The organism is Pseudonocardia yuanmonensis, assembly GCF_039542425.1.
Classification (GTDB): Bacteria; Actinomycetota; Actinomycetes; order Mycobacteriales; family Pseudonocardiaceae; genus Pseudonocardia; species Pseudonocardia yuanmonensis.
On the sequence record NZ_BAABIC010000005.1, the window covers coordinates 281,733 to 301,888 of the forward strand.

At 74.8% G+C, this 20,156-nt stretch carries 17 protein-coding genes and 4 pseudogenes; 10 read left to right on the forward strand and 11 right to left on the reverse strand.

The window, feature by feature from the left end; all coding sequences use genetic code 11:
* Positions 1-372: 372 nt before the first annotated feature.
* The 3 genes from ABD990_RS09740 to ABD990_RS09750 form a co-directional block, all read right to left on the reverse strand.
* A complete protein-coding gene (locus ABD990_RS09740) occupies positions 373-2,364 on the reverse strand; it encodes a SpoIIE family protein phosphatase (protein WP_345379897.1) in 1,992 nt (663 codons plus the stop codon).
* A 113-nt stretch (positions 2,365-2,477) separates the two neighbouring features.
* Positions 2,478-3,461, reverse strand: coding sequence for a 2,3-diaminopropionate biosynthesis protein SbnA (gene sbnA, locus ABD990_RS09745; RefSeq protein ID WP_345379899.1), 984 nt, complete (start codon positions 3,459-3,461; stop codon positions 2,478-2,480).
* 785 nt (positions 3,462-4,246) lie between these two features.
* Positions 4,247-5,368 (reverse strand): collagen-like domain-containing protein, encoded by a 1,122-nt coding sequence (locus tag ABD990_RS09750; RefSeq protein WP_345379900.1) that lies wholly within the window; start codon positions 5,366-5,368, stop codon positions 4,247-4,249.
* A gap of 344 nt (positions 5,369-5,712) precedes the next feature.
* On the opposite strand from ABD990_RS09750, the pseudogene ABD990_RS34340 reads away from it, so the two are divergent.
* Positions 5,713-6,051 (forward strand): annotated as a pseudogene (locus ABD990_RS34340) (LysR family transcriptional regulator); the annotation flags it as partial.
* A gap of 127 nt (positions 6,052-6,178) precedes the next feature.
* Positions 6,179-6,382, forward strand: a pseudogene (locus ABD990_RS34345) (LysR family transcriptional regulator); the annotation flags it as partial.
* 286 nt (positions 6,383-6,668) lie between these two features.
* On the opposite strand, the pseudogene ABD990_RS09765 reads toward ABD990_RS34345, so the two are convergent.
* The 4 genes and pseudogenes from ABD990_RS09765 to ABD990_RS34355 all read right to left on the reverse strand — a co-directional run.
* A pseudogene (locus ABD990_RS09765) lies at positions 6,669-6,761 on the reverse strand (LysR family transcriptional regulator); the annotation flags it as partial.
* A gap of 25 nt (positions 6,762-6,786) precedes the next feature.
* The gene (gene fabG / locus ABD990_RS09770; protein WP_345379902.1) at positions 6,787-7,521 is read right to left on the reverse strand and encodes a 3-oxoacyl-ACP reductase FabG; all 735 of its coding nucleotides are present in this window, start codon (positions 7,519-7,521) and stop codon (positions 6,787-6,789) included.
* On the reverse strand, positions 7,419-8,189 hold the full coding sequence (locus tag ABD990_RS34350) for an acyl-CoA dehydrogenase family protein (RefSeq protein ID WP_425569567.1): 771 nt from the start codon (positions 8,187-8,189) through the stop codon (positions 7,419-7,421). Before ABD990_RS34350 ends, fabG begins: the two co-directional genes overlap by 103 nt.
* Before the next feature lie 206 nt (positions 8,190-8,395).
* Positions 8,396-8,602, reverse strand: a pseudogene (locus ABD990_RS34355) (hypothetical protein); the annotation flags it as partial.
* A gap of 374 nt (positions 8,603-8,976) precedes the next feature.
* Here ABD990_RS34355 and ABD990_RS09780 point away from each other — a divergent pair.
* The 3 genes from ABD990_RS09780 (at position 8,977) to ABD990_RS09790 (ending at position 11,001) form a co-directional block, all read left to right on the forward strand.
* Positions 8,977-9,126, forward strand: a complete 150-nt coding sequence (locus ABD990_RS09780) for a hypothetical protein (protein ID WP_345379903.1) — start codon at positions 8,977-8,979, stop codon at positions 9,124-9,126.
* 289 nt (positions 9,127-9,415) lie between these two features.
* Positions 9,416-9,823 (forward strand): YciI family protein, encoded by a 408-nt coding sequence (locus ABD990_RS09785; RefSeq protein ID WP_345379905.1) that lies wholly within the window; start codon positions 9,416-9,418, stop codon positions 9,821-9,823.
* Between the two features lie 8 nt (positions 9,824-9,831).
* The gene (locus tag ABD990_RS09790) at positions 9,832-11,001 is read left to right on the forward strand and encodes an RNA polymerase sigma factor (RefSeq protein WP_345380029.1); all 1,170 of its coding nucleotides are present in this window, start codon (positions 9,832-9,834) and stop codon (positions 10,999-11,001) included.
* A gap of 57 nt (positions 11,002-11,058) precedes the next feature.
* Here the strand turns inward: ABD990_RS09790 and ABD990_RS09795 are convergent, their stop codons facing one another.
* Positions 11,059-12,024: an alpha/beta hydrolase gene (locus ABD990_RS09795; RefSeq protein WP_345379906.1), complete on the reverse strand. Its 966-nt coding sequence runs from the start codon at positions 12,022-12,024 to the stop codon at positions 11,059-11,061.
* Between the two features lie 109 nt (positions 12,025-12,133).
* Here ABD990_RS09795 and ABD990_RS09800 point away from each other — a divergent pair, with 109 nt between their 5' ends.
* The 4 genes from ABD990_RS09800 to ABD990_RS09815 all read left to right on the forward strand — a co-directional run bounded on the left by ABD990_RS09800 (position 12,134) and on the right by ABD990_RS09815 (position 15,828).
* The gene (locus ABD990_RS09800; protein WP_345379908.1) at positions 12,134-12,610 is read left to right on the forward strand and encodes a MarR family winged helix-turn-helix transcriptional regulator; all 477 of its coding nucleotides are present in this window, start codon (positions 12,134-12,136) and stop codon (positions 12,608-12,610) included.
* Positions 12,611-12,699: 89 nt separating this feature from the next.
* A complete protein-coding gene (locus tag ABD990_RS09805) occupies positions 12,700-13,443 on the forward strand; it encodes an enoyl-CoA hydratase/isomerase family protein (RefSeq protein ID WP_345379910.1) in 744 nt (247 codons plus the stop codon).
* A 6-nt stretch (positions 13,444-13,449) separates the two neighbouring features.
* Positions 13,450-14,652 (forward strand): acyl-CoA dehydrogenase family protein, encoded by a 1,203-nt coding sequence (locus ABD990_RS09810; protein WP_345379912.1) that lies wholly within the window; start codon positions 13,450-13,452, stop codon positions 14,650-14,652.
* 24 nt (positions 14,653-14,676) lie between these two features.
* Positions 14,677-15,828 (forward strand): acyl-CoA dehydrogenase family protein, encoded by a 1,152-nt coding sequence (locus ABD990_RS09815; protein WP_345379914.1) that lies wholly within the window; start codon positions 14,677-14,679, stop codon positions 15,826-15,828.
* A gap of 16 nt (positions 15,829-15,844) precedes the next feature.
* On the opposite strand, the gene ABD990_RS09820 is transcribed toward ABD990_RS09815, so the two are convergent.
* Entirely contained in the window at positions 15,845-16,528 is a 684-nt protein-coding gene (locus ABD990_RS09820; RefSeq protein WP_345379916.1) for a hypothetical protein, read from the reverse strand.
* A gap of 165 nt (positions 16,529-16,693) precedes the next feature.
* The gene (locus ABD990_RS09825) at positions 16,694-16,885 is read right to left on the reverse strand and encodes a hypothetical protein (protein ID WP_345379917.1); all 192 of its coding nucleotides are present in this window, start codon (positions 16,883-16,885) and stop codon (positions 16,694-16,696) included.
* A 215-nt stretch (positions 16,886-17,100) separates the two neighbouring features.
* On the opposite strand from ABD990_RS09825, the gene ligD reads away from it, so the two are divergent.
* Positions 17,101-19,707 carry a non-homologous end-joining DNA ligase gene (ligD, locus tag ABD990_RS09830; RefSeq protein WP_345379919.1) on the forward strand — a complete coding sequence of 869 codons (2,607 nt, stop codon included), beginning with the start codon at positions 17,101-17,103 and terminating at the stop codon, positions 19,705-19,707.
* A gap of 28 nt (positions 19,708-19,735) precedes the next feature.
* Here ligD and ABD990_RS09835 read toward each other — a convergent pair whose 3' ends face one another.
* On the reverse strand, positions 19,736-20,041 hold the full coding sequence (locus tag ABD990_RS09835; protein ID WP_345379921.1) for a hypothetical protein: 306 nt from the start codon (positions 20,039-20,041) through the stop codon (positions 19,736-19,738).
* Positions 20,042-20,156 lie beyond the last annotated feature (115 nt).

Consider the following 20,156-nt stretch of genomic DNA (forward strand, 5'->3'; position numbering starts at 1 on the left):
CCCGCCGTCGGATCTGGCGGGAATGGATCAGCAGCCCTCCCACTCTCGTCATGATCGCCAATTGGGACCGCTGGCGGCCAAATCCGGCTCGGATTCGTCCTGAACGCTGATCATGAACGCACCCGTCGGCTCGCTCCCACGGACTCCGAGGTCGATGATCGTCGGGAGGGACCGCGTACGGCCACGTCCGGCGCCGACGTGTCCCGATCAGCGATCATGGTCGCGTCAGCTGGCGGGGTGCGACGCCCGCGCCGCCACGACCCCAGCCCGTGATCGTCGGCGCGACGTCGCCGGCGGCGCCCCTCACCGGGGCGCGCGGCGATCGTGCTCACCGGTCGACGTGCCCGTCGACACCGTGGTGACGCGCGTGCCCTAGTCGGCCCGGAGTGGCCCCAGGCCGGTCAGCTCGACGACCGCGGCCGCGACCCCGTCCGGGCCGGTGGCCAGCCGCAGCTCGGGCATCAGCTCCGCGAGGTCGTGGAAGAGCTGGACGCCGGCGCTGGACAGCACGGTGACCCGCCGCAGGTCGACGCACAGCGGGCGGGTCCCGCCCCGCCCGGCCTGCAGCAGCTGCGCCCGCAGCTGGTCCGCGGTCGTCAGGTCGACCGGGCCGGACAGGACGGCGATCCCGGCCTCCTCGTCGAGGTCGACGGTCAGCTTCTCCTCCCGCGGCCGCGGGTCCGGCACGGGCGGGGGCACGCCGATCGTGACCGGGCGGCCGAGCCGGCGGCCGAGCCGCACGGTCGTACCGTGCGAGCCCTGCTCGATCACGGTGTCGTCGGTGAGCTCGCGCATCATCTGCACCCCGCGACCGCCCGCGACCGGCCCGCGGGGCGGGGGACGCCAGCGTCCGGCGTCGGCGACCGTCAGCCGGGCGGCGCCGTCGGCCCCGAGCCGCGCCTCGACGCGCACCGGCCGCTCGGCCCCGTCCGTCCCCGCGACGCCGCCGTAGGCGTGTTGGACGACGTTGGTCACGGCCTCGACGGCGGCGTAGACCAGGGCGTCGACGTCGTCGTCGCCCGCGCCGAGCGCCTCCAGCCAGTCCGTGAGGCCGCGGCGGACCGCGGACAGCACCGTGGGCGCCGCGTCGCGGACCAGCTCGAACGGTTCCGGCATCGGCCGGCGCTCGGCCAGCACCAGCGTGACGTCGTCCTCGTAGCCCTCGCCCAGGAAGCCCATCCGCTCGGTGACCACGGTCGCGAGCCGCTCCACGCCCGAGCTGGGCAGCGAGGTGTCGTCGAGGACCCGGTCGTCGAGGTCGCGGCGCGCCGCCGCCACCGTCTCGGCCAGCGAGGCGACCGTCTCCCCCAGCGGCCGGCCCGCCCGTTCGACGAGCCCGTCGCTGTAGAGGAGCAGCGACTCGCCGACCGCCAGCCGGTCCCGGACCCACCCGGCGGCGGGCCCACCCGTGCCGAGCGGGGGCGTGGCGGGCGGCTCGATCCGGCGGGTCCCGCCGGCCGGGTCGACGACGACGGGCGGCGGGTGGGCGTGCGCGGCCACCTCGAGCTCCCCCGTCGCCGGGTCCAGCACGGCCAGGCAGACGCCGGCCGCCCGGGTCGCGCGTTGCCGCGCGGCGAAGCGGTCCAGCCGGTCGAGCGCGGCGGCCGGTGTCTCGCCCGCGTGCAGGGCGTCGAGCGCGACCGCCCGCAGCTGGCCCATCGCCCCGGCCGCGCCGGCGCCGTGCCCCACGACGTCCCCGACCAGCAGCGCGACCCGCTCGTCGGGCAGCACCAGCACGTCGAACCAGTCCCCGCCGGCGGCCAGCTCGTCGCCGGCGACCCGGTAGTGGGCCGCGGTGACCAGCCCGGGCAGCACCGGCACGCCGGTGGGCAGCAGGCTGCGCTGCAGCTCCAACACGATCTCCGACGCGTGCCGGTACCGGCGCTCGGACGCCGCTGCGGCCCGTTCGGCCTCGGCCTGCCGGAGCGCCTGCGCGGTGGTCTCCGCGATGTGCACGACGAGCCCACGGACCGTGCCGTCGGCGTGGTGCGTGGGCAGGAAGGTGTAGGTGAAGAAACCCTCCTCGAGCAGGCCGTCGCCGTCCCGGTCGACCAGGACCCGGCGGTTCTCGGCCGAGACCGGCCGGCCCGCGGCGTAGGCCTCCTCCATCATCTCGAAGATCTGCTGCCCCTCCAGCTCGGGCAGCACCTCCCGGATGGGCCGGCCGACGATGCCGGGGCGGAACCCGGCCGACGCGCGGGCGCCCGTGTTCGCGGCGACGACCCGCAGCTCGGGTCCCTCGAAGGCCCAGATGATCGCGGGAACGGACTCGAACGCGTCGAGGACGTCGACGGGGGCGCCGGCGTGGCCGCCCGAGCGGTCGCCGGCCTCGGGGACCGTGCCGGCGTCCGCCCCCAGCTCCATGCCCAGATCGTGGCACAGGCGTCCGGCGCCCCGCCCGGGCCGGGTCGGACGCCGGGCGAGGCGACCTGCAGGACGTCGACCACCCGGCGGCCGAGCCCGCGGTCGGGCCGGCCTCAGGGCGAGACCGGCACCATCTCCTCCTCGTCGCACAGGACGTCGTCGCCGTAGAGCGCCTCGACCCAGTTGCTCTGGTACACGGTGTCCAGGTACCGCTCACCCAGGTCCGGGGCCAGCGCCACCGCGGTGGTCCCGGGCGTGCCGTGCTCGGCGAGCCAGCGCGTCGCCCCGCTCACGACGGTCCCGGTCGAGCCGCCGAACAGGAACCCGCGGCGAGCGAGCCGGTGGCACATCCGCACGGTGTCGGCCTCCTCGACGCGCACCACGTCGTCGACCAGCGCGGGCTCGAGGAACTGCGACGGCACGCTGCTGCCGAGCCCGGGGATCATCCGCCGGCCGGGCGCGTCGCCGAAGGTCACCGAGCCCGCCGCGTCGACGGCCACGATCCGGACCTCCGGGGCCCACTCGCGGAACCAGCGCGCGCACCCCATCAGGGTGCCGGTCGTGCCGGCGCCGACGAAGAGCACGTCGAGGTGCGGGAACTCGCGGTGGATCTCCGGCGCGGTCCGGCGGTAGTGGGCGCGCCAGTTGTCGGTGTTGCCGTACTGGTTGAGCCACACGTACTTCTCGTCCGAGGCGAGCAGGTCGCGAACGTGCCGCAGCCGCGCCCCGAGCAGTCCCTCCTGCGGGTCCGGGTCGGTCATGACGTGCACCTCGGCGCCCAGTGCCTCCATCATGCGGCGGGTCGCCAGGTTGCACCGGGAGTCGGTCACGCACACGAACTTCAGGCCCTTGCTGGCGGCGAGCATGCTCAGCGCGACGCCGAGGTTGCCGGAGGACGACTCGACGAGCACGGACCAGGGGTGGATCACGCCGCGTCGCTCGGCGGCCTCGACCATCTCGGTGGCGGCCTTGAGCTTGATCGACCCGGCGAAGTTGAACCCCTCGCACTTGAGGTGGAGCGGCTGGTCGAGGACGGCGCCCAGGTCGACGTAGAGCGCGTCCTCGTTGTACTGATGGGGCTCGGTGATGACGGGCACGGTGGCCCTCCTCGTCTGACTGCTCGCCGGCGGTCGGCCGGGCCGGACCGGGCGAGACCATGGTGGAGAACGACGGAGGTTCGGGGTCCCGGCACGCGCGCTCGGGCGCCCTCCGTGCCGGGGTGCGGTGCCGGTCGTCGCGCGGGGCGCGGAGGCGGCCGGTGTGCCGGCCGGCCCGCCGTGCGGGCGACCCGGGTGGTCGATGGACGTGGGCCGGCGGAGCGGGCGTCGGACCGGTAGGGCACCGGTCGCTGCAGCCGTCCGTGCGGCCCGGCGGTGCAGCCGGTCAGGGCGGACCGGGCGGCAGCCGCACGGGTGCGGCGGCCGCGAGGCCCGGTGGTCGGCGCGATCGCCTTCGCCTGGACTCGGCTCTCCGGGCGTCGTCGCGAGCGGTCAAGGTTCCCCCCTTCCCGATCGGCGACGGCACCCCCATGCCCCGCCGATCAGTGCCCCGCCGCCCCCTTGCGGCGAGTCGTGCACGTAGATCCCTCGGGACCACCCGGTTGTTTCACGCGAGCCGGGAATTCACTCGGAAGTCGTATAAACGGTTGCGGGACAGCAGCGTTGTGTGCGCGGTCCACGACAGCGGGGTGATCACGGCCCGGAATCACGGTTGATCACGCCGGCGACGCCCTCGCCTGGGTCGATTTGAGTCCATTGTGGACTGTGGGGGCAACGCGGGGTCATCGTGGCCGGCGTACGGTCTTCCGGGAAGACGGTCGTCGAGCCCGCGGCCCCGGTGCCCGGGCCCCGTCCCGCCTCAGCGGGACGGGGCCTCCGGAGTACTACCGTGCGATCGGGTGGACGTTGGCCCTGTCGGTCGCCCGGTCGTCGGGCGTGGCCGCGTCCGTGTCGACGATCGCGCGCAGCACGAGGCCGCCCTGCAGCTTCACGACGCGGGACGTCAGCCTCGCGAGGTAGCGCACGCCCTCACGGGGGTCGAGCACCGTGCGCGGGCCGATGTCCAGCGCGGCCTGCTTGACCTTGGTCGCGAGCTCGAGCGGGCTGGGCTGGTGCAGCCAGGCCGGTCCGGCCGGGCCCTGCGGGCCCTGGACCCCGGGCACGCCGACCGGGCCGGGCGGGCCCTGTTCGCCCTGCGGGCCCTGCGGTCCGCGGATCCCCGGGACCCCCTTCTCGCCGCGCTCGCCCTGGACACCCTGGAGGCCGCGGGGTCCCTTCTCGCCGGTCTCCCCGATGACGCCGCGGGGGCCCTGGGCGCCGGGCAGGCCCTGCTCGCCCCGCGGGCCCTGTTCACCTCGCTCGCCGGGCAGCCCGGCGAGCCCGGACGGGCCCTGCTCGCCCTGCGGTCCGCGGGGCCCCTGCTCGCCCTGCTCACCCTGCTCGCCGGGCAGCCCGGCGAGCCCGGACGGGCCCTGCTCGCCCTGCGGTCCGCGGGGGCCCTGCTCGCCCTGTTCACCGGGCAGGCCGGTGGAGCCGGGGATGCCGCGCTCGCCCTGCGGGCCGGTCTCGCCCTCCGGGCCGCGCGGACCCACGGGGCCCTGCGGGCCCTTGTCCCCGCGCTCGCCCTCGGGGCCGACGGGACCGACCGGGCCCTTCGGTCCTCGCTCGCCCTGCTCACCGGGCGGGCCTGCGGGGCCCTGCGGGCCCTTGTCCCCGCGCTCGCCGGTCGGGCCGGCCGGACCCTGCGGGCCCTTGTCCCCGCGCTCACCGGTGGGACCGGCCGGGCCGGTCGTGCCCTTCGGTCCGCGGTCGCCCCTCTCCCGGTCCGGGCGCGCGGCCCTGCGGGTGCGGTCTGCCTCCGCGACGGGGACGCCCACCGGCGTCACCGGCTCGTCCGGCCCCGCGGTGGCGGGCTTGGGTGTGGTGGGTGTGGTGGGCCTGTTGGCCGTCGGCTTCGTGGAGGTCGTGGTGGGCGTTGACCTGGCGGTCGTCGGGTCCTGAGCCATCCTGGACTTCCTTCTCGACTGTGGCGGCAGCGCGGGTGAGCGCACTCACCCGCGGGTTTCCGGGACGCGTCGGCCCGCTCGACGACATGGCCGGCGCGGTCCCCCGGGCCCCGGCCTCTGGGAGCGAGGCGGGGACGGGTCGGGAGCTACCCCTGCCGTGCGGCGCACACACTCCCGATCATGACCGGCCTGGCTCACACTTTCCGGTGCCCGGCGACCGGCCCGGTTACTGTCGGGTCGTGGAACCGCGGGCGGCCGAGTACCTCCTGGCCGTTGTGGAGCACGGCGGGGTCACCCGGGCGGCCTAGTCGCTGTACCTCGCGCAACCGTCGCTGTCGGAAGCGATCCGGCGGCTCGAGGAGGAGCTCGGCGTCGCCCTGTTCGAGCGGTCCGGCCGCGGCCTCGTCCCCACGCCCGCGGGCCGGGCGCTGGTCGAGCCGGCGCGGCGGATAGTGGCCGACGTCGAGCGGGCCCGCCGCACGGTCGAGGAGGTCGTGGCGCTGCGGGCCGGCGAGTTCGTGATCGCCGCGGTGCCTACGCTCGCCGTCGATCCGCTGCCCGAGCTGGCCGCCGCGCTGGGCCGGCGGCTGCCCGGGGTCCGGCTGGTCCTGCTCGACGGCCCCGCCGAGGGCGTGGAGGCGGACCTGCGGGCCGGTCGCTGCGACGCCGTCCTGACGGACGGGCCGCCCGCCGGCCGCGACCCGCTGTGCCGGCACGACGCCGGGGGCCGGGAGATCGTTCTGGTCACGACCGGCTCCGGAGGACCTTACCGATCCGCTCCCCCCTGCCGGGCTCGCCGAGGTGCCGCTCGTGACGGAGCTGGGCGACAGCTGGCTGCGCGGGGAGCTGGGCGAGGAGGCCGGGCGCACCGTCGTGGAGTGCGCGCACCGGCAGGCGTTGTGGGAGCTGGTCGCCTCCGGGGCGGGCGCGGCCCTGGTCTCCCGCGCGGGTGCCGCCCGGGAGCTGCCCGGCGCGCGGGTGGTCGGCCTGGACCCGCCGTTGCACCGCCCGGTGGTCGTCGCCCACCGGCCGGGGCCGCTCTCCCCCGCCGTCGCCGCGTTCCTCGAGGCCGCCGGGCTTCATTGCGGAGACGGTCGGCCGAGCGCGTCGACGAACGCCTGCCCGGCGGGCGAGAGCCCGGGCCGACCGCCGCGCCGTCCGCGGCGAGGCGCTGCGGACGATCCGGCGGGCGGGCCCGACGAACGCCCGGCCGGCCGCGGTGAGCACCATCCCGCGGCCGATCCCGGTGGAACAGCTCCGCGCCGAGCTCGCGCTCCAGCGCCCGCACGGCCTGCGAGACCGACGGCCCCGCCAGCCCGAGCGCCGCCGCGGCCCCCGCCACCCCGCCGTGCTCGACGACCGCGAGGAAGTACCGGGCCTGCCGCAGCTCCACGGCCCCACCCTAGGAAGGGCCCCGGTCAGATGTGCCGGCCGCCGGTCACCTCCAGCACCGTGCCGGTCATGTAGCTGGACAGGTCGGAGGCCAGGAAGAGGGCGACGTTCGCGACCTCGTCGGGCTCGCCGATCCGGCCCAGCGGCACCTCGGCCCGCTTCGCCTCGAGGATGTCCTCGCGCAGGTCCGCGGTCATCGCGGTGGCGATGATGCCCGGCTGGATCGCGTTCACCCGGATGCCCAGGTGACCCAGCTCCTTGGCGGCCGCCTTGGTCAGACCGACGATCCCGGCCTTGGCGGCGCTGTAGTTCGTCTGGCCCATCATCCCGACCTTGCCGGAGATCGACGACATGTTGATCATCGCGCCGCTGCCCTGCTCGCGCATGACCAGCGACGCCGCCCGGACGCCGAGCCAGCAGCCTCGCAGGTGGACGTCGACGACGACCTCGAAGTCCTCGAGCGTCATCCGGCGCAGGGTGGCGTCCCGGAGGATGCCCGCGTTGTTGACCATCACGTCGAGCGTCCCGTGCCGCTCCACGCAGGTCCGCACGAGCGCGTCGACCTCCTCGGGCACCAGCACGTCGCACGCCACGCCGGTGACCCGCTCCCCCAGTTCCTTCGCGGCCGCGTCGGCGGCCTCGCCGTCCCGGTCCCCGATCACGACCGAGGCACCGTGCGCGGCGAAGGTGCGCGCGATCGCCAGCCCGATCCCGGCCGCCCCTCCGGTGACGACGGCGGCCCGCCCCGCCAGCAGCTCCATGACGTCCTCCTCAGCCCGCCCCGCCGGCCAGCAGCCGCCGGGCGATGATCAGTTTCTGGATCGCTCGTGCCCTCGTAGATCCGGAAGAGCCGGGCGTCGCGGTAGAACCGCTCCACCGGTACCGACCGCATGTACCCCATCCCGCCGTGCACCTGCACCCCCCGGTCGGCGACGCGCCCGAGCATCTCGCTGCAGAAGAGCTTGGCCGACGAGGGCGCCGGCGTCATGTCCTCGCCCGCGTCGTAGGCGCGCGCCGCCTCCAGCACCATCGCGCGGCCCGCGTACAGCTCCGCCTCCGACTCCGCGAGATGGGCCTGGACCAGCTGGAACTCCCCGATCGCGCGCCCGCCCTGGCGGATCGTCGCGGCGGCCTGCGCGGTCTCCTCGAGGATCCGGTCGGCGAGCCCGACGCACAGCGCGGCGACGTGCAGCCGACCCCGGGCCAGGGACTTCATCGCCGTGCGGAACCCGGCTCCCTCGGCTCCGACCAGGGCGTCGGTCGACACCCGGACCTCGTCGAGGACCACCTCCGCGGTCCACGCGCCCGCCTGCCCCATCTTCTTGTCCCGCGGCCCGACGAACAGCCCGGACGTCCCGGCCTCGACGAGGAAGGCCGAGATCCCGCGTGCCGTGCCGGCGGTGTCCGGGTCCGTGCGGGCGAACACCACGAACAGGTCCGCGACGGGCGCATCGGGTGATGAACCGCTTGGCGCCGTCGAGGACCCAGCCCTCCCCGTCCCGCCGTGCCCGGGTCCGCAGCCCGCTCGGGTCCGACCCCGGCGTCGGTCTCGGTCAGCGCGAAGGACGCGATCACCTCGCCGGCGGCGATCCGCGGCAGCCACGTCCGCTGCTGCTCAGGGCTGCCGTCGTGCACCAGCACCTTGCCGGCCAGCCCGTTGTTCGTGCCGACCATGGAGCGGAAGGCCGGGGTGGTCCGCGCCAGCTCGAAGGCCAGCCGGACGTCCTCGGTCATCGAGAAGCCAGCCCGCCGAACTCCTCGGGCAGCGCGAAGCCGAACAGCCCCATTGTTGCCCGCGGTGATCACCCCGTCCGGCCGGAACGCAGGCCGCAACCGGGCCATCGCCTCGGGTGTGCCGCGGCGTCGTGCACTGCCATCTTCCAGCGTCCTCCTCGATGAACACGCAGCCGCGGGTGCGGCCCGACCAGTCAACGGTCGGGGGTGAAGCCGGTCAAAGAGACAGCGGCTCACGAACCGGGAGGAAATTCCTATGACGCGCGGGACCCGGGGGGACCACTGCCCTCCGCGTTTCCGGCCCGGTCCGCCCGGATCGTCCGGCGTGCGGAGCGGAGTACGGCCTCACGCCCGACCGCAGGCCGCGATTGCGCTCCATCAGGCGCAACGGTGTGGGACACATGCCGCGCGACCGGCGCCGTTCCGCAATTCCCGTGGCGGTCGCCCTTCCGTCGCCGCAGGGGAAAGCGCACCATTGATCCATGCCGCGCTGGGTGTGGGGAGTGATCATCGTCCTGGTCATTCTCATCTGGGTCGTGCCCAATCCGGCGGCTGCGGGCGCCGCCGTCGGGAACGCCTTCCAGGCGCTGGTCGTCTTCTTCCGCAGCCTGGGCAGCGCCGCCGTCGGGTAGTCCTCCCGCGGCGCCGGACTTTCCCGTGGTACGACTGATCGAATTCGGCGACATTCCCCTCGGCGCGCAATTCCGTGCCGTCCACCGTGAATCGGTTGCGTGAGCAACGGAAACCGCGCGGCGCCACAGCGAATAGGACTCCGGGACAGGAGCCACCATGACGGCCCGCCCGCCGTGCGATGACGACGAGCCGGAAAAGTTCGGGCGGCGATGTCGAGAACCCGCGGCCGGCTCCGTCCCTGCGGTGCACGCGACCACACTGGGTCGCACCGCACCGAGGAGACACACGATGGCCAAGTACCTGCTGCTCAAGCACTACCGCGGCGCCCCGGCCGCGATCAACGACGTGCCCATGGACCAGTGGACGCCGGAGGAGATCTCGGCGCACGTGCAGTACATGGGCGACTTCGCGGCCCGGCTCGAGCGCAGCGGCGAGTTCGTCGACAGCCAGGCGCTCGCGCCCGAGGGGACGTTCGTCCGGTACGACGGCGAGGGCCGCCCGCCGGTGACCGACGGCCCGTTCGCCGAGACCAAGGACCTCGTCGCGGGCTGGATGGTGATCGACGTCGACAGCTACGAGCGCGCCGTCGAACTGGCCGGGGAGCTGTCGGCCGCCCCGGGCAAGGACGGGAAGCCGATCCACGAGTGGCTCGAGCTGCGCCCGTTCCTGACCGCGTCGCCCACCATCACGGAGTGACCGCTCCGGTGGACGAGGCCCTGCTGCGCAGCCTCACGCCGGGCGTGCTCGGGATCCTCGTCCGCCGCGGAGCCGACTTCGCGGCGGCCGAGGACGCCGTGCAGGACGCGCTGGTCGAGGCGCTGCGCGTCTGGCCGGCCGACCCGCCGCGGGACCCGAAGGGCTGGCTGCTCACCGTGGCCTGGCGCAAGTTCCTCGACGCGACCCGGGCCGACGCCGCCCGGCGCCGGCGGGAGGACCTCGCCGGTGCCGACCCGGCCGAACCCGTGGAACCGGCGCCCGGGTCGGGGCCCGGGCCGGCGGCGGACGACACGCTCCAGCTCTACTTCCTGTGCGCCCACCCGTCGCTCACCCCGTCGTCCGCGGTCGCGCTCACGCTGCGCGCGGTCGGCGGGCTGACCACGCGTCAGATCGCCCGGGCGTACCTGGTACCCGAGGCGACCATGGCGCAGCGCATCAGCCGCGCCAAGCGCACCGTCTCGGCCGTGCGGTTCGACCGGCCCGGCGACGTCGCCACCGTGCTGCGCGTCCTCTACCTGGTCTTCAACGAGGGCTACTCCGGCGACGTCGACCTGGCCGCCGAGGCCATCCGGCTCACCCGGCAGCTCGCGGCCGCGATCGACCATCCCGAGGTGGCGGGGCTGCTCGCGCTCATGCTGCTCCACCACGCCCGGCGCGCCACCCGGACCGCGCCGGACGGCAGCCTGGTGCCGCTCGCCGAGCAGGACCGCAACCGGTGGGACACCGCGTCCATCGCCGAGGGCGTCGCGATCCTGCAGGCGGCGCTGGGCCGCGACCGGCTGGGCGAGTTCCAGGCCCAGGCCGCGATCGCGGCGCTCCATGCCGACGCCCCCACCGCCGAGGAGACCGACTGGGGGCAGATCGTCGAGTGGTACGACGAGCTCGCGCGGCTGACCGACAGCCCGGTCGTGCGGCTCAACCGTGCCGTGGCCGTCGGCGAGGCCCACGGACCACGCGCCGGGCTCGCGGCGCTCGCGGAGGTGGACGAGGCGTTGCCCCGGCACGCGGCGGTGGCGGCGTACCTCCACGAGCGGGACGGCGACCTTGCGCGGGCGGCGCGGCTGTACGCCGAGGCCGCGCACAAGGCTCCCACCCTGGCGGAGCGCGACCACCTGACGCGCCAGGCCGCGCGGCTCAACGCCCGCGGGTCCGGTTGACCACGCGGACCGGGTGCCGCCGGACCGAGGGCCCGGCGGCGCGGTCGTCGCGGCTGCTCAGCTGCCGTGGAGGGCGGCCCGCAGCGTCGTGATCGCCTGGCCGATGGCGGCCTCGGCCGCACCGCTGCCGCGCAGCGGGTTCAGCATCATGAAGTCGTGCACCATGCCCAGATACCGGATCGAGGTGACCGGGACCCCGGCGGCACGCAGCTTGTCGGCGTAGGCCTCGCCCTCGTCGCGCAGCACGTCGGCCTCGTCGACGAGCACCAACGCCGGCGGCAGCCCGGCGAGCTGCTCGGTGGTCGCCCGCAGCGGTGAGGCGGTGATCTGGGCGCGCTCGGCGGGGTCGGTCGTGTACTGGTCCCAGAACCACTTCATGCCCTCCCGGTGCAGGAAGTAGCCGGTGGCGAACCGCTCGTAGGACCCGGTGTCGAAGTTCGCGTCCGTCACCGGGTAGAAGAGCAACTGGGCGGCGAAGGTGACGTCGCCACGCTCCTTCGCCATCAGGGTCAGCGCAGCCGACATGTTGCCGCCCACGGAGTCGCCCGCGACGGCGAGCCGGCCGCCGTCCAGCCCGTGCGCGCCGCCGTCGGCGACGACCCACTGCGCGGCCCGGTAGCCCTGCTCGATCGCGACCGGGTAGCGCGCCTCCGGCGAGGGCGTGTACTCGACGAACACCACGGCCACCCCGGCGCCGACGGCGAGCTCGCGCACCAGGCGGTCGTGCGTCCCGGCGTTGCCGAACACCCAGCCCCCGCCGTGCATGTACAGCACCGTCGGCAGCGCGCCGTCCGCGCCCTTCGGCCGCACGACCCGCACGTCCACGGTGCCGGTGGGCCCGCCCTCGACCGCGACCCACTCCTCGTCGATCTCCGGCTTGTCGATCTCCCCGGACTGGACCTCGTTCACGACCCTGCGGCCCTCGGCCGGGTCGAGCTGGTAGAGGAACGGCGGCGTCGCCGTGGCCTCGACGAAGGCCTGTGCGGCCGGCTCGAGGACCGGGCGGTCGCTCTTCTCGCTCATCGTGCTCTCCGTTCTGCTCGTCGGCCCTCGTCGAGGACCGAGATCCGAAAGCTAGCGCACAAGTAACTTGTGCGCAAGTTACTCTCGCACATGTGATATCGTCGGGCTGGTGGAACACACCGGTGAGCCGACGGAGTCGTTGCTGCTCGAGGACCAGCTGTGCTTCGCCCTCTACGCCGCGTCGCGCGCCGTCACGGCCGTCTACCGCCCCCTGCTCGACGAGCTCGGCCTGACCTATCCGCAGTACCTGGTCATGCTCGTGCTCTGGGAGCGCGGCAGCCTGTCGGTGAAGGAGGTCAGCACCGCCCTGCACCTCGACTACGGCACGGTCACGCCCCTGCTCAAGCGGCTCGAGGCGCTGGGACTGGTCAGCCGGCGCCGGCGGACGGACGACGAGCGCGGCGTCGAGGTCGCCCTCACCGACCGGGGCCGGAAGCTGCGCGAGCGCGCGGGCGGCGTCCCCGTCGAGCTCGGGCGAGCCTTCGGCCTCGACCCCGCCGACCGCGGCGCCCTGCGGGACACCCTCGTCGTGCTGACCCGGTCCCTGACCGACCACGCCCAGGCGGCCGGGCGCCGCTCCGCCTGACCGGGACCCGGGTCACCCTTCTCCTCGACGCAGTCACCGGTTAACGTTCGTTCGTTCAGAACCGGCACGCTGTGCGGAAGGGGGAGCCGGTGGGCGAACTCGTCGTCCGCACCGACCACGACGGGTGGACGGTGCTCACGCTCAACCGCCCGGACAAGCTCAACGCGCTCACGGTGGCGATGTTCGCCGAGCTCCGCGAGCACGTCCTGGCGCTGCGGGAGGACGACCGGGTCCGCTGCGTCGTCCTGCGCGGCGCCGGGCGGTGCTTCTCCGCCGGGCACGACCTGTCGGACATCGCCGCCGGCGAGGCCGTGCCCTCCCGCGGATGGCACAGCGAGACGCTGCGGCTGCTGGAGAAGCTGCCGCAGCCGGTGGTCGCCGCGGTGCACGGCCACTGCTACACGGGCGCCCTCGAGGTCGCGCTGGCCGCCGACTTCCTCGTCGCGGCGGCGGACGCCCGCTTCGGCGACACGCACGCGAGGTTCGCCCTCACACCGGTCTGGGGCATGAGCCAGCGCCTCCCCCGCCGTGTGGGCCTGGCGACCGCCAAGCGGCTGATGTTCACGGCGGACATGATCGACGCCGAGGAGGCCGTCCGGATCGGGCTGGCCGAGTACGTCGTCCCGCTCGCGTCCTTCGATGCGGAGATCGAGGCGCTGGCCGCCCGCATCGCCGCCAACTCCCCCTTCTCGCACGCGGCCAACAAGCGCCTGCTCGACGCGACGGACGGCCGCCCGCTCGACGCCGGGCTGCAGTGGGAGGTCATGGAGGGCGAGGGCCGGGGGCCGGACATGCAGGAGCGCATCGCCGCCTTCACGAACAGGAAGAGCTGATCACGAGTGGACATCGAGCCGAACGCCGACCTCGAGAAGTTCCGCGAGGAGGTGGCCGAGTTCCTGGACACCGCGCCGACCCCGGAGATCCGTGAGGCCGGCCGCAAGACCACCAGCGTCTTCGCCCCGTTCGAGCAGGTGATGGCCTGGCACCGGATCCTGCACGCCCGCGGCTGGGCCGCGCCGGACTGGCCGGTCGAGCACGGCGGGCCGGGCTGGTCGGTGGAGCAGCGGTACGTCTTCGCCGACGAGTACCAGAAGCGCGGGCTGCCGCCGTTGCTGCCCAACGGGCTGCGGATGATCGGCCCGCTGCTGATGGAGCTGGGCACGCCCGAGCAGCAGGCCCGCTACCTCCCCGGGATCCTGTCCGGCGAGGACTACTGGACCCAGGGCTACTCCGAGCCCGGATCGGGCTCCGATCTCGCCTCGCTGAACTGCTCGGCCGTCCCCGACGGGGACGACTACGTCCTCAACGGCAGCAAGATCTGGACGACCTACGCGCACAAGGCCAACCGGATGTTCATGCTCGTCCGGACCAGCCGTGAGGGGAAGAAGCAGCAGGGCATCACGTTCCTGCTGCTCGACCGCATGGACTACCCCGGCCTGGAGGTGCGTCCGATCATCGGGCTCGACGGCGCGCCCGAGCAGTGCGAGGTGTTCTTCACCGACGTCCGGGTGCCGCAGTCCGGGCGGGTCGGGGCGGAGAACGACGGCTGGTCGGTGGCCAAGCAGCTGCTCACGCACGAGCGCGGCGGCTCGGCGCACAGCCCGATGCTGCGCCGCCGGCTCGAGGTGGCCCGGGCGGCCGCCGCCCGGACGCCTTCCGGGTTCGGCGGCACGCTCGCCGAGGACCCGGTGTTCCGGCGCGACCTCGGCGAGCTCGAGGTCGAGGTCGCGTCCTACGAGCACTTCGAGAAGCTGGCCATCAGCGGGCACGAGATCGCGCGGGACCCGGCCTACCCCTCGCTGAACAAGGTGATGAGCTCCGAGCTCACCCAGCGCATCTCGGTGCTGATGACCCGCGTGGCCGGGCTGGACGCGCTGCCGGACCAGCGCGAGGCCCTGCACGTCGGCGCGGACGTCGACCCGCTCGGGGACGATCTCGCGCTCGTCGCGATGCCCTACTACCTGAACAGCCGCGCGACCACGATCTACGCCGGCACCAACGAGGTGCAGCGCGACCTGATCGCGCGCACCCTGCGCCGCTGACCGCGGCACCGAACGGAGACCGGGATGGACTTCAGCTTCACCGAGGAACAGACCCTGCTGCGCGGCAGCGTGTCGCAGTACCTGCAGCGCCGCTACACCTTCGAGGACCGGCAGGCCGTGGTGCGCTCGGAGGCCGGCTGGTCGCGCGAGGTGTGGCGCGGGCTGGGCGAGCTCGGGCTCCACGCCCTGCCCTTCCCCGAGGAGGCCGGCGGGCTCGGCGGCTCGATCGTCGACGTGGTCGCGACCGCCGAACTGTTCGGCGCCCACCTGCTGGTGGAACCGTACGTCGCCTCGGTCGTGCTGGCCGGGGCCGCGCTCGCGGCGGTGCCGGACCACCCCGGCGCGGCCGACCGGCTCGGGCGGATCGTCGCCGGCGAGGCGATCGTGGCCTTCGCCCACGAGGAGGGGCCGGGCACGCCCGACCCGGCGCTGGTGGCCACCCGCGCGGAGCGGACGGCCGGCGGCTACGTGCTGTCCGGCGAGAAGAAGGTGGTGCTGCACGGCGCGGACGCGGACGTGCTGGTCGTCTCGGCCCGCCTGCACGGCGAGCCGGGCGACCCCGACGGCCTCGCGCTGTTCGTCGTCGACGCGCCCGGTGCCGCGGTCGCGGTCACCCCGTTCGTCACCGTGGACGGGCGCCGTGCGGCCCACCTGCGGTTCGACGACGTCGAGCTGGGGCCCGACGCACTCCTCGCGGCCGACGCGCACGGCCTGATCCGGGAGGTCCTCGACCGGGCGATCGTGGCGCTCGCGGCCGAGGCGGTGGGCGCGATGGGCGAGCTGCTGCGCCGGACCGCCGAGTACGCCTCGACCCGCGAGCAGTTCGGCGTCCCCATCGGCACCTTCCAGGCGGTGGCCCACCGCCTCGCCGACATGAAGATCGCCGTGGTGAAGGCGCGGTCGACGCTGCTCTACACCACCGCGCTGGCCGAGGCCGGACGGGCGGGGCCGCACGACATCGCCGTGCTGAAGGCGCAGGTCGGCAGGCTCGGCCGGCTGGTCGGCGAGTCCGCGATCCAGACGCACGGCGGGGTCGGCATGACCGACGAGCTGCCGATCGGCCACCTCCACAAGCGCGTCCTCGCGATCGACGCCCTGTTCGGCACCACCGACCACCACCTCAGGACGATCGGGGCGGGCCGGCGGGAGCCGGAGCTCGCCGCGCGGACCGCCTGAACCCGGCGGGCGGCGGTCAGGCCGGGCTCTTGCGCAGGTCGGCCTTGGCCACCTCGAGGTGCGCCGCCTGGCGGGTGAGCTGGTCGGCACCCTCCGCGGCGTCCACCCCGACCTGCTGCGCGAAGCCGGCGTCCTGCGCGACCACGCTGCCGGTGAAGTCGACCCGGTCCCCCACCGCGACCCTGTAGGGGGACTCGCCGGGCTGGGTGGTCAGCTGCACCCAGACGCGGTCGGTGTCGCTGGTGCCGACCCAGAACCCCTCGTCCGCGGGCACGGACTGCACCGCGACACGCTGTGCGGTCACCGCGCGCCCGACCAGTCCGCTCAGCTCGCCGTTCGGGCCCGCCGCCTGCGCGACCGGCAGCAGTGGCGTGCCGTCCGCGGTCAGGGTGCCCGAGCCGCCGCTCTGCCCGGTCCCGGTCTGGCCCGCGCCGTTCTGGCCTGCCCCGCTCTGGCCGTCCCCGGCCGGCGCACCCGCGGTCGGGGACGCCGCGGCCGGCGGCGCGGTCGTCGACGGGGCGGCGCCGCCCGCGGACTGCGGGTCGTTCCCGCCGCTCCCGGTGCAGCGCACCAGGACGAGCACCAGGATCACGATGATCACCAGCGCGAGCAGCAGCCACAGCCAGAGCGGACGGCGGCGGCGCTGCCGATCGCCGATCGCTGTCGCCCCACCGCTCCTGCCTGTCCCCGGACCCGTCACGATCGCCTCCCACGGCAACTCGATGGTGCCGGGCGAGATCCCCGCGAAGTGAACAGTCCAAACCGGCCGGCTCACCGGATCGGTTGACGATCCACTCCGGACCGTGGCGCATTCGGGGTCAGGCAGGTCGTCGGTCCGGGGCGGGCGGTGCGCGGGTCGAGGCGGTCACGCGGCCAGCCCGAGCTCCGCCGCCCGGGCGGGGAAGGCGAGTACCTGGGCCGTCGGTTCGGGTTGCCACGGTTCGTACGTGACGACGCTTCCGCAGCCCCGGCAGCGGCACGGCCGGGTGGTGAGCCCCGTGCCCTCGGGAACGGTGACGATGGCGGTGCAGGTCCGGCAGAGCGTGGTGGTGAACATCGTGTGCCTCCTGGTCCGTGTCCTCGTACTGCAGACTCCCGCGGGGACGCGGTCTCATCGGTCGCGCGCGTACGCGTCGGCCCTGCGCGGCGGTGCGGGCCGCTCCGGCATGAGCCCTGCCCGTCGCCTCCGCCGCCGTGTGCGCGCCGCCCGTTCGGGGTAGGTGCGACAGCGGGAGGTGCCGTGGTGGGGATCGAGCTCGACGGGTGCCGCCGGTGACGGGCCGGCGCACCTCGGCCGGGGAGCCGCCGCCGGTGCCCCTGCCGATGCTCGCGGTCACCGGGAGCCCGCCGTCGGGGCCGGACTGGGCGGTGGAGTTCAAGTGGGACGGGGTCCGCGCCGTGGTCGCGGTCGACCGCGACGGGGTCCGGATCGGCAGCCGCAACGGGAACGACGTCACGGCCGGCTACCCCGAGCTGGGCGGGATCGGCGACGGCCGGGACCTGCTGCTCGACGGCGAGATCGTCGCGCTCGACCGGCAGGGGCGGCCGGACTTCGCGCTGATGCAGCAGCGCATGCACGTGCGGTCCCCGGGCGCCCGGCTGCTCGAGGAGGTGCCGGTCGCGCTGTACCTGTTCGACGTGCTGTGCGTCGACGGGGAGGACCTGCTCGACCGACCCTACGACGTGCGGCGGGAGCGGCTCGAGGAGCTGGGGGCCGACGCGTGGCCGCGGGTGTCGGTCCCGCCCCGGTTCGTCGACATCGAACCCGCCCGCGTGCTCGACGTGGCGCGCGAGCACGGGCTGGAGGGCATCGTGGCCAAGCGCCGCGGCTCCCGCTACGAGCCGGGGCACCGCTCGCCGGCGTGGGTGAAGACCGCGCTGCTGACCACCCAGGAGGTCGTGCTGGGCGGGTGGACGCCGGGCGAAGGGAGGCGCGGCTCCACGCTCGGCTCGCTGCTGCTCGGCGCCCACGACGCCGACGGGCGGTTGCGCTACCTCGGCCACGTCGGCACGGGCTTCACCCAGGAGATGCTGCGGGCGCTCCTGGAGCGTCTCGAACCGCTGCGCCGCAGGTCGAGCCCGTTCGACGAGTCGGTCCCGCGGGACCACGCCCGCAACGTCCGGTGGGTCGAGCCGCGGCTGGTCGGCGAGGTCGAGTACCGCACCGTCACCCGTGACGGCCGGCTGCGGCACGCCTCCTGGCGGGGGCTGCGCCCGGACCGGGACCCCGGGGAGATCACCCTGACGACGCCGGCCCCGTCCTCGCCCGCGTCATCGGCGGCCGACCGGCTGGCCACCTACACGGAGATGCGCGACTTCACGGTGACCCCCGAGCCGACCGGGGGCACGCCGAGCGCGGAGGCGCCGATCTTCGTGGTGCAGCGGCACCGCGCCCGGCGGCTGCACTACGACTTCCGCCTCGAGATCGACGGCGGCCTCGCCAGCTGGGCGGTGCCGCGGGGCCCCACCCTCGACCCGTCCGTGCGGCACATGGCGGTGCACGTCGAGGACCACCCGCTCGACTACGCGGACTTCGAGGGGGTCATCCCGAAGGGGCAGTACGGGGGCGGCGACGTCATCGTCTGGGACCGCGGGACGTGGGAGCCCGCCGGCACGGACGACCCCGCCGCGGCGGTCGCCCGTGGCGAGCTGCACTTCGACCTGCACGGCGAGAAGCTCGGCGGGCGGTTCGTGCTCGTCCGGCGGCGCGACCGCACCGGCGGCTCGGGCGACTCCGGCAAGGAGCAGTGGGTGCTCGTGCACAAGCACGACGAGCACGCCCGGGAGGGCTGGGACCCGGAGGAGCACCCGCGCTCGGTGCTCAGCGGGCGTACCAACGACGAGGTCGCGGCGGCGCCCGCCGCGATGTGGCAGAGCGGTGCCCCCGCCGAGCACGCCGCCGTGCCGCTCGCGCCCACCGACCCGGCACAGCAGGCCGCGGCGACCGAGGAGGAACTGGCCGCCCTCGACGCGCTGGGTGTGCGGGGCCGGTGGGTCGTCGGCGGGCGCGAGCTCGCCCTGACCAACCTCGACAAGGTCCTGTTCCCCGGACAGGCGGGTCCGCCCGTGACCAAGCGGGACCTGATCCGCTATCACGCACAGGTCGCGCCGTACCTGCTCCCCTACCTGGCGGGCCGGCCCGTCAACCTGCACCGCTATCCGGACGGCACCGCCCGCCCCGGCTTCTGGCAGAAGGAGGTGCCCGGGCACGCGCCGGACTGGCTGCGCCGCTGGCACAACCCCGAGGCCGATCCGGGCGAGACGCAGGTCTACTTCGTCGTCGACAGCACCCCGGCCCTGGTCTGGCTGGCCAACTACGGCGCGATCGAGCTGCACCCGTGGACCTCGAGGCTGCCCGACGTGCACCAGCCGACGTGGGCCCTGATCGACATCGACCCGGGGCCCGCCCTCGGCTTCGCCGAGGTGCTCGTGCTCGCCCGGCTCTACCGCACGGCGTTGGAGCACCTGCAGGTCGAGGCCGCGCCCAAGGTCACCGGGAAGCGGGGCGTGCAGATCTGGGTGCCGATCGCGCCCGGCTACTCCTTCGACGACACGCGCGGCTGGGTCGAGAAGCTCTCCCGCGCGGTCGGCCGCATGGTGCCGGAGCTGGTCTCCTGGGAGTGGCACACCGACCGCCGCCGCGGGCTTGCCCGGCTGGACTACACGCAGAACGCCATCAACAAGACGCTGGTCGCGCCGTTCAGCCCCCGGCCGGGGCCGGACGCCCCCGTCTCCATGACGCTGACCTGGCCGGAGCTCGACGACCCGGATCTCGCGCCGGACCGGTGGACCGTGCGGACCGCCCTCGACCGGCTGCGCGACGCCGGGGATCCGCTGCGCCCGCTCGTCGGCCGGGAGCAGACCCTGCCGCGTCTCTGAGGCCCGTGCGCAGACGTCGCGGGCTGCATCACACCCGTCGGCCGGACTGCGTCGGCTCCGCCGACATGTAGATGGGCGGTGGCTGCGGAGGCCGCAGTGGTGGCCGGTCGGGGCCCGGGGGCCCGGGCGGCGACGGCGGCTCGGTGCGTCCGGGACGGGTCGGCACGCCGATCGCCGGGACCGGTCGCGCCAGGACCTGCCGCAGGAGCTCGTTGGTCTCGAGCGCGGCGTAGTAGGCGGCCAGGGAGGCGTGCGCGGCGGCGTCGTCCTCGGCCACGTGCTCCTCGGCCAGCCGGGCGTGGTGACCCGCCCGCTCCTCGTTCTCGTTCTCCATCCGGGGAGTCTTCGCCGTCCCGTCCGGGAGCGTCAACGCAGCGTGTGGACGCGGGTCGCCGGCCGCACGTGTCGGCCCGGAGCACCGCGGAAAGCGCTGGACGCGCTGTCCTGAT

Excerpts from the sequence above, each read along its gene's own strand:
- ABD990_RS09835 (WP_345379921.1), bottom strand. The coding sequence starts at position 20,041 with ATGGAGAACGAGAACGAGGAGCGGGCGGGTCACCACGCCCGGCTGGCC.
- ABD990_RS09740 (WP_345379897.1), bottom strand. The coding sequence starts at position 2,364 with ATGGAGCTGGGGGCGGACGCCGGCACGGTCCCCGAGGCCGGCGACCGC.
- ABD990_RS09780 (WP_345379903.1), top strand. The coding sequence starts at position 8,977 with ATGCCGCGCTGGGTGTGGGGAGTGATCATCGTCCTGGTCATTCTCATC.
- ABD990_RS09795 (WP_345379906.1), bottom strand. The coding sequence starts at position 12,024 with ATGAGCGAGAAGAGCGACCGCCCGGTCCTCGAGCCGGCCGCACAGGCC.
- ABD990_RS09825 (WP_345379917.1), bottom strand. The coding sequence starts at position 16,885 with ATGTTCACCACCACGCTCTGCCGGACCTGCACCGCCATCGTCACCGTT.
- ABD990_RS09815 (WP_345379914.1), top strand. The coding sequence starts at position 14,677 with ATGGACTTCAGCTTCACCGAGGAACAGACCCTGCTGCGCGGCAGCGTG.
- ABD990_RS09750 (WP_345379900.1), bottom strand. The coding sequence starts at position 5,368 with ATGGCTCAGGACCCGACGACCGCCAGGTCAACGCCCACCACGACCTCC.
- fabG (WP_345379902.1), bottom strand. The coding sequence starts at position 7,521 with ATGGAGCTGCTGGCGGGGCGGGCCGCCGTCGTCACCGGAGGGGCGGCC.
- ABD990_RS09785 (WP_345379905.1), top strand. The coding sequence starts at position 9,416 with ATGGCCAAGTACCTGCTGCTCAAGCACTACCGCGGCGCCCCGGCCGCG.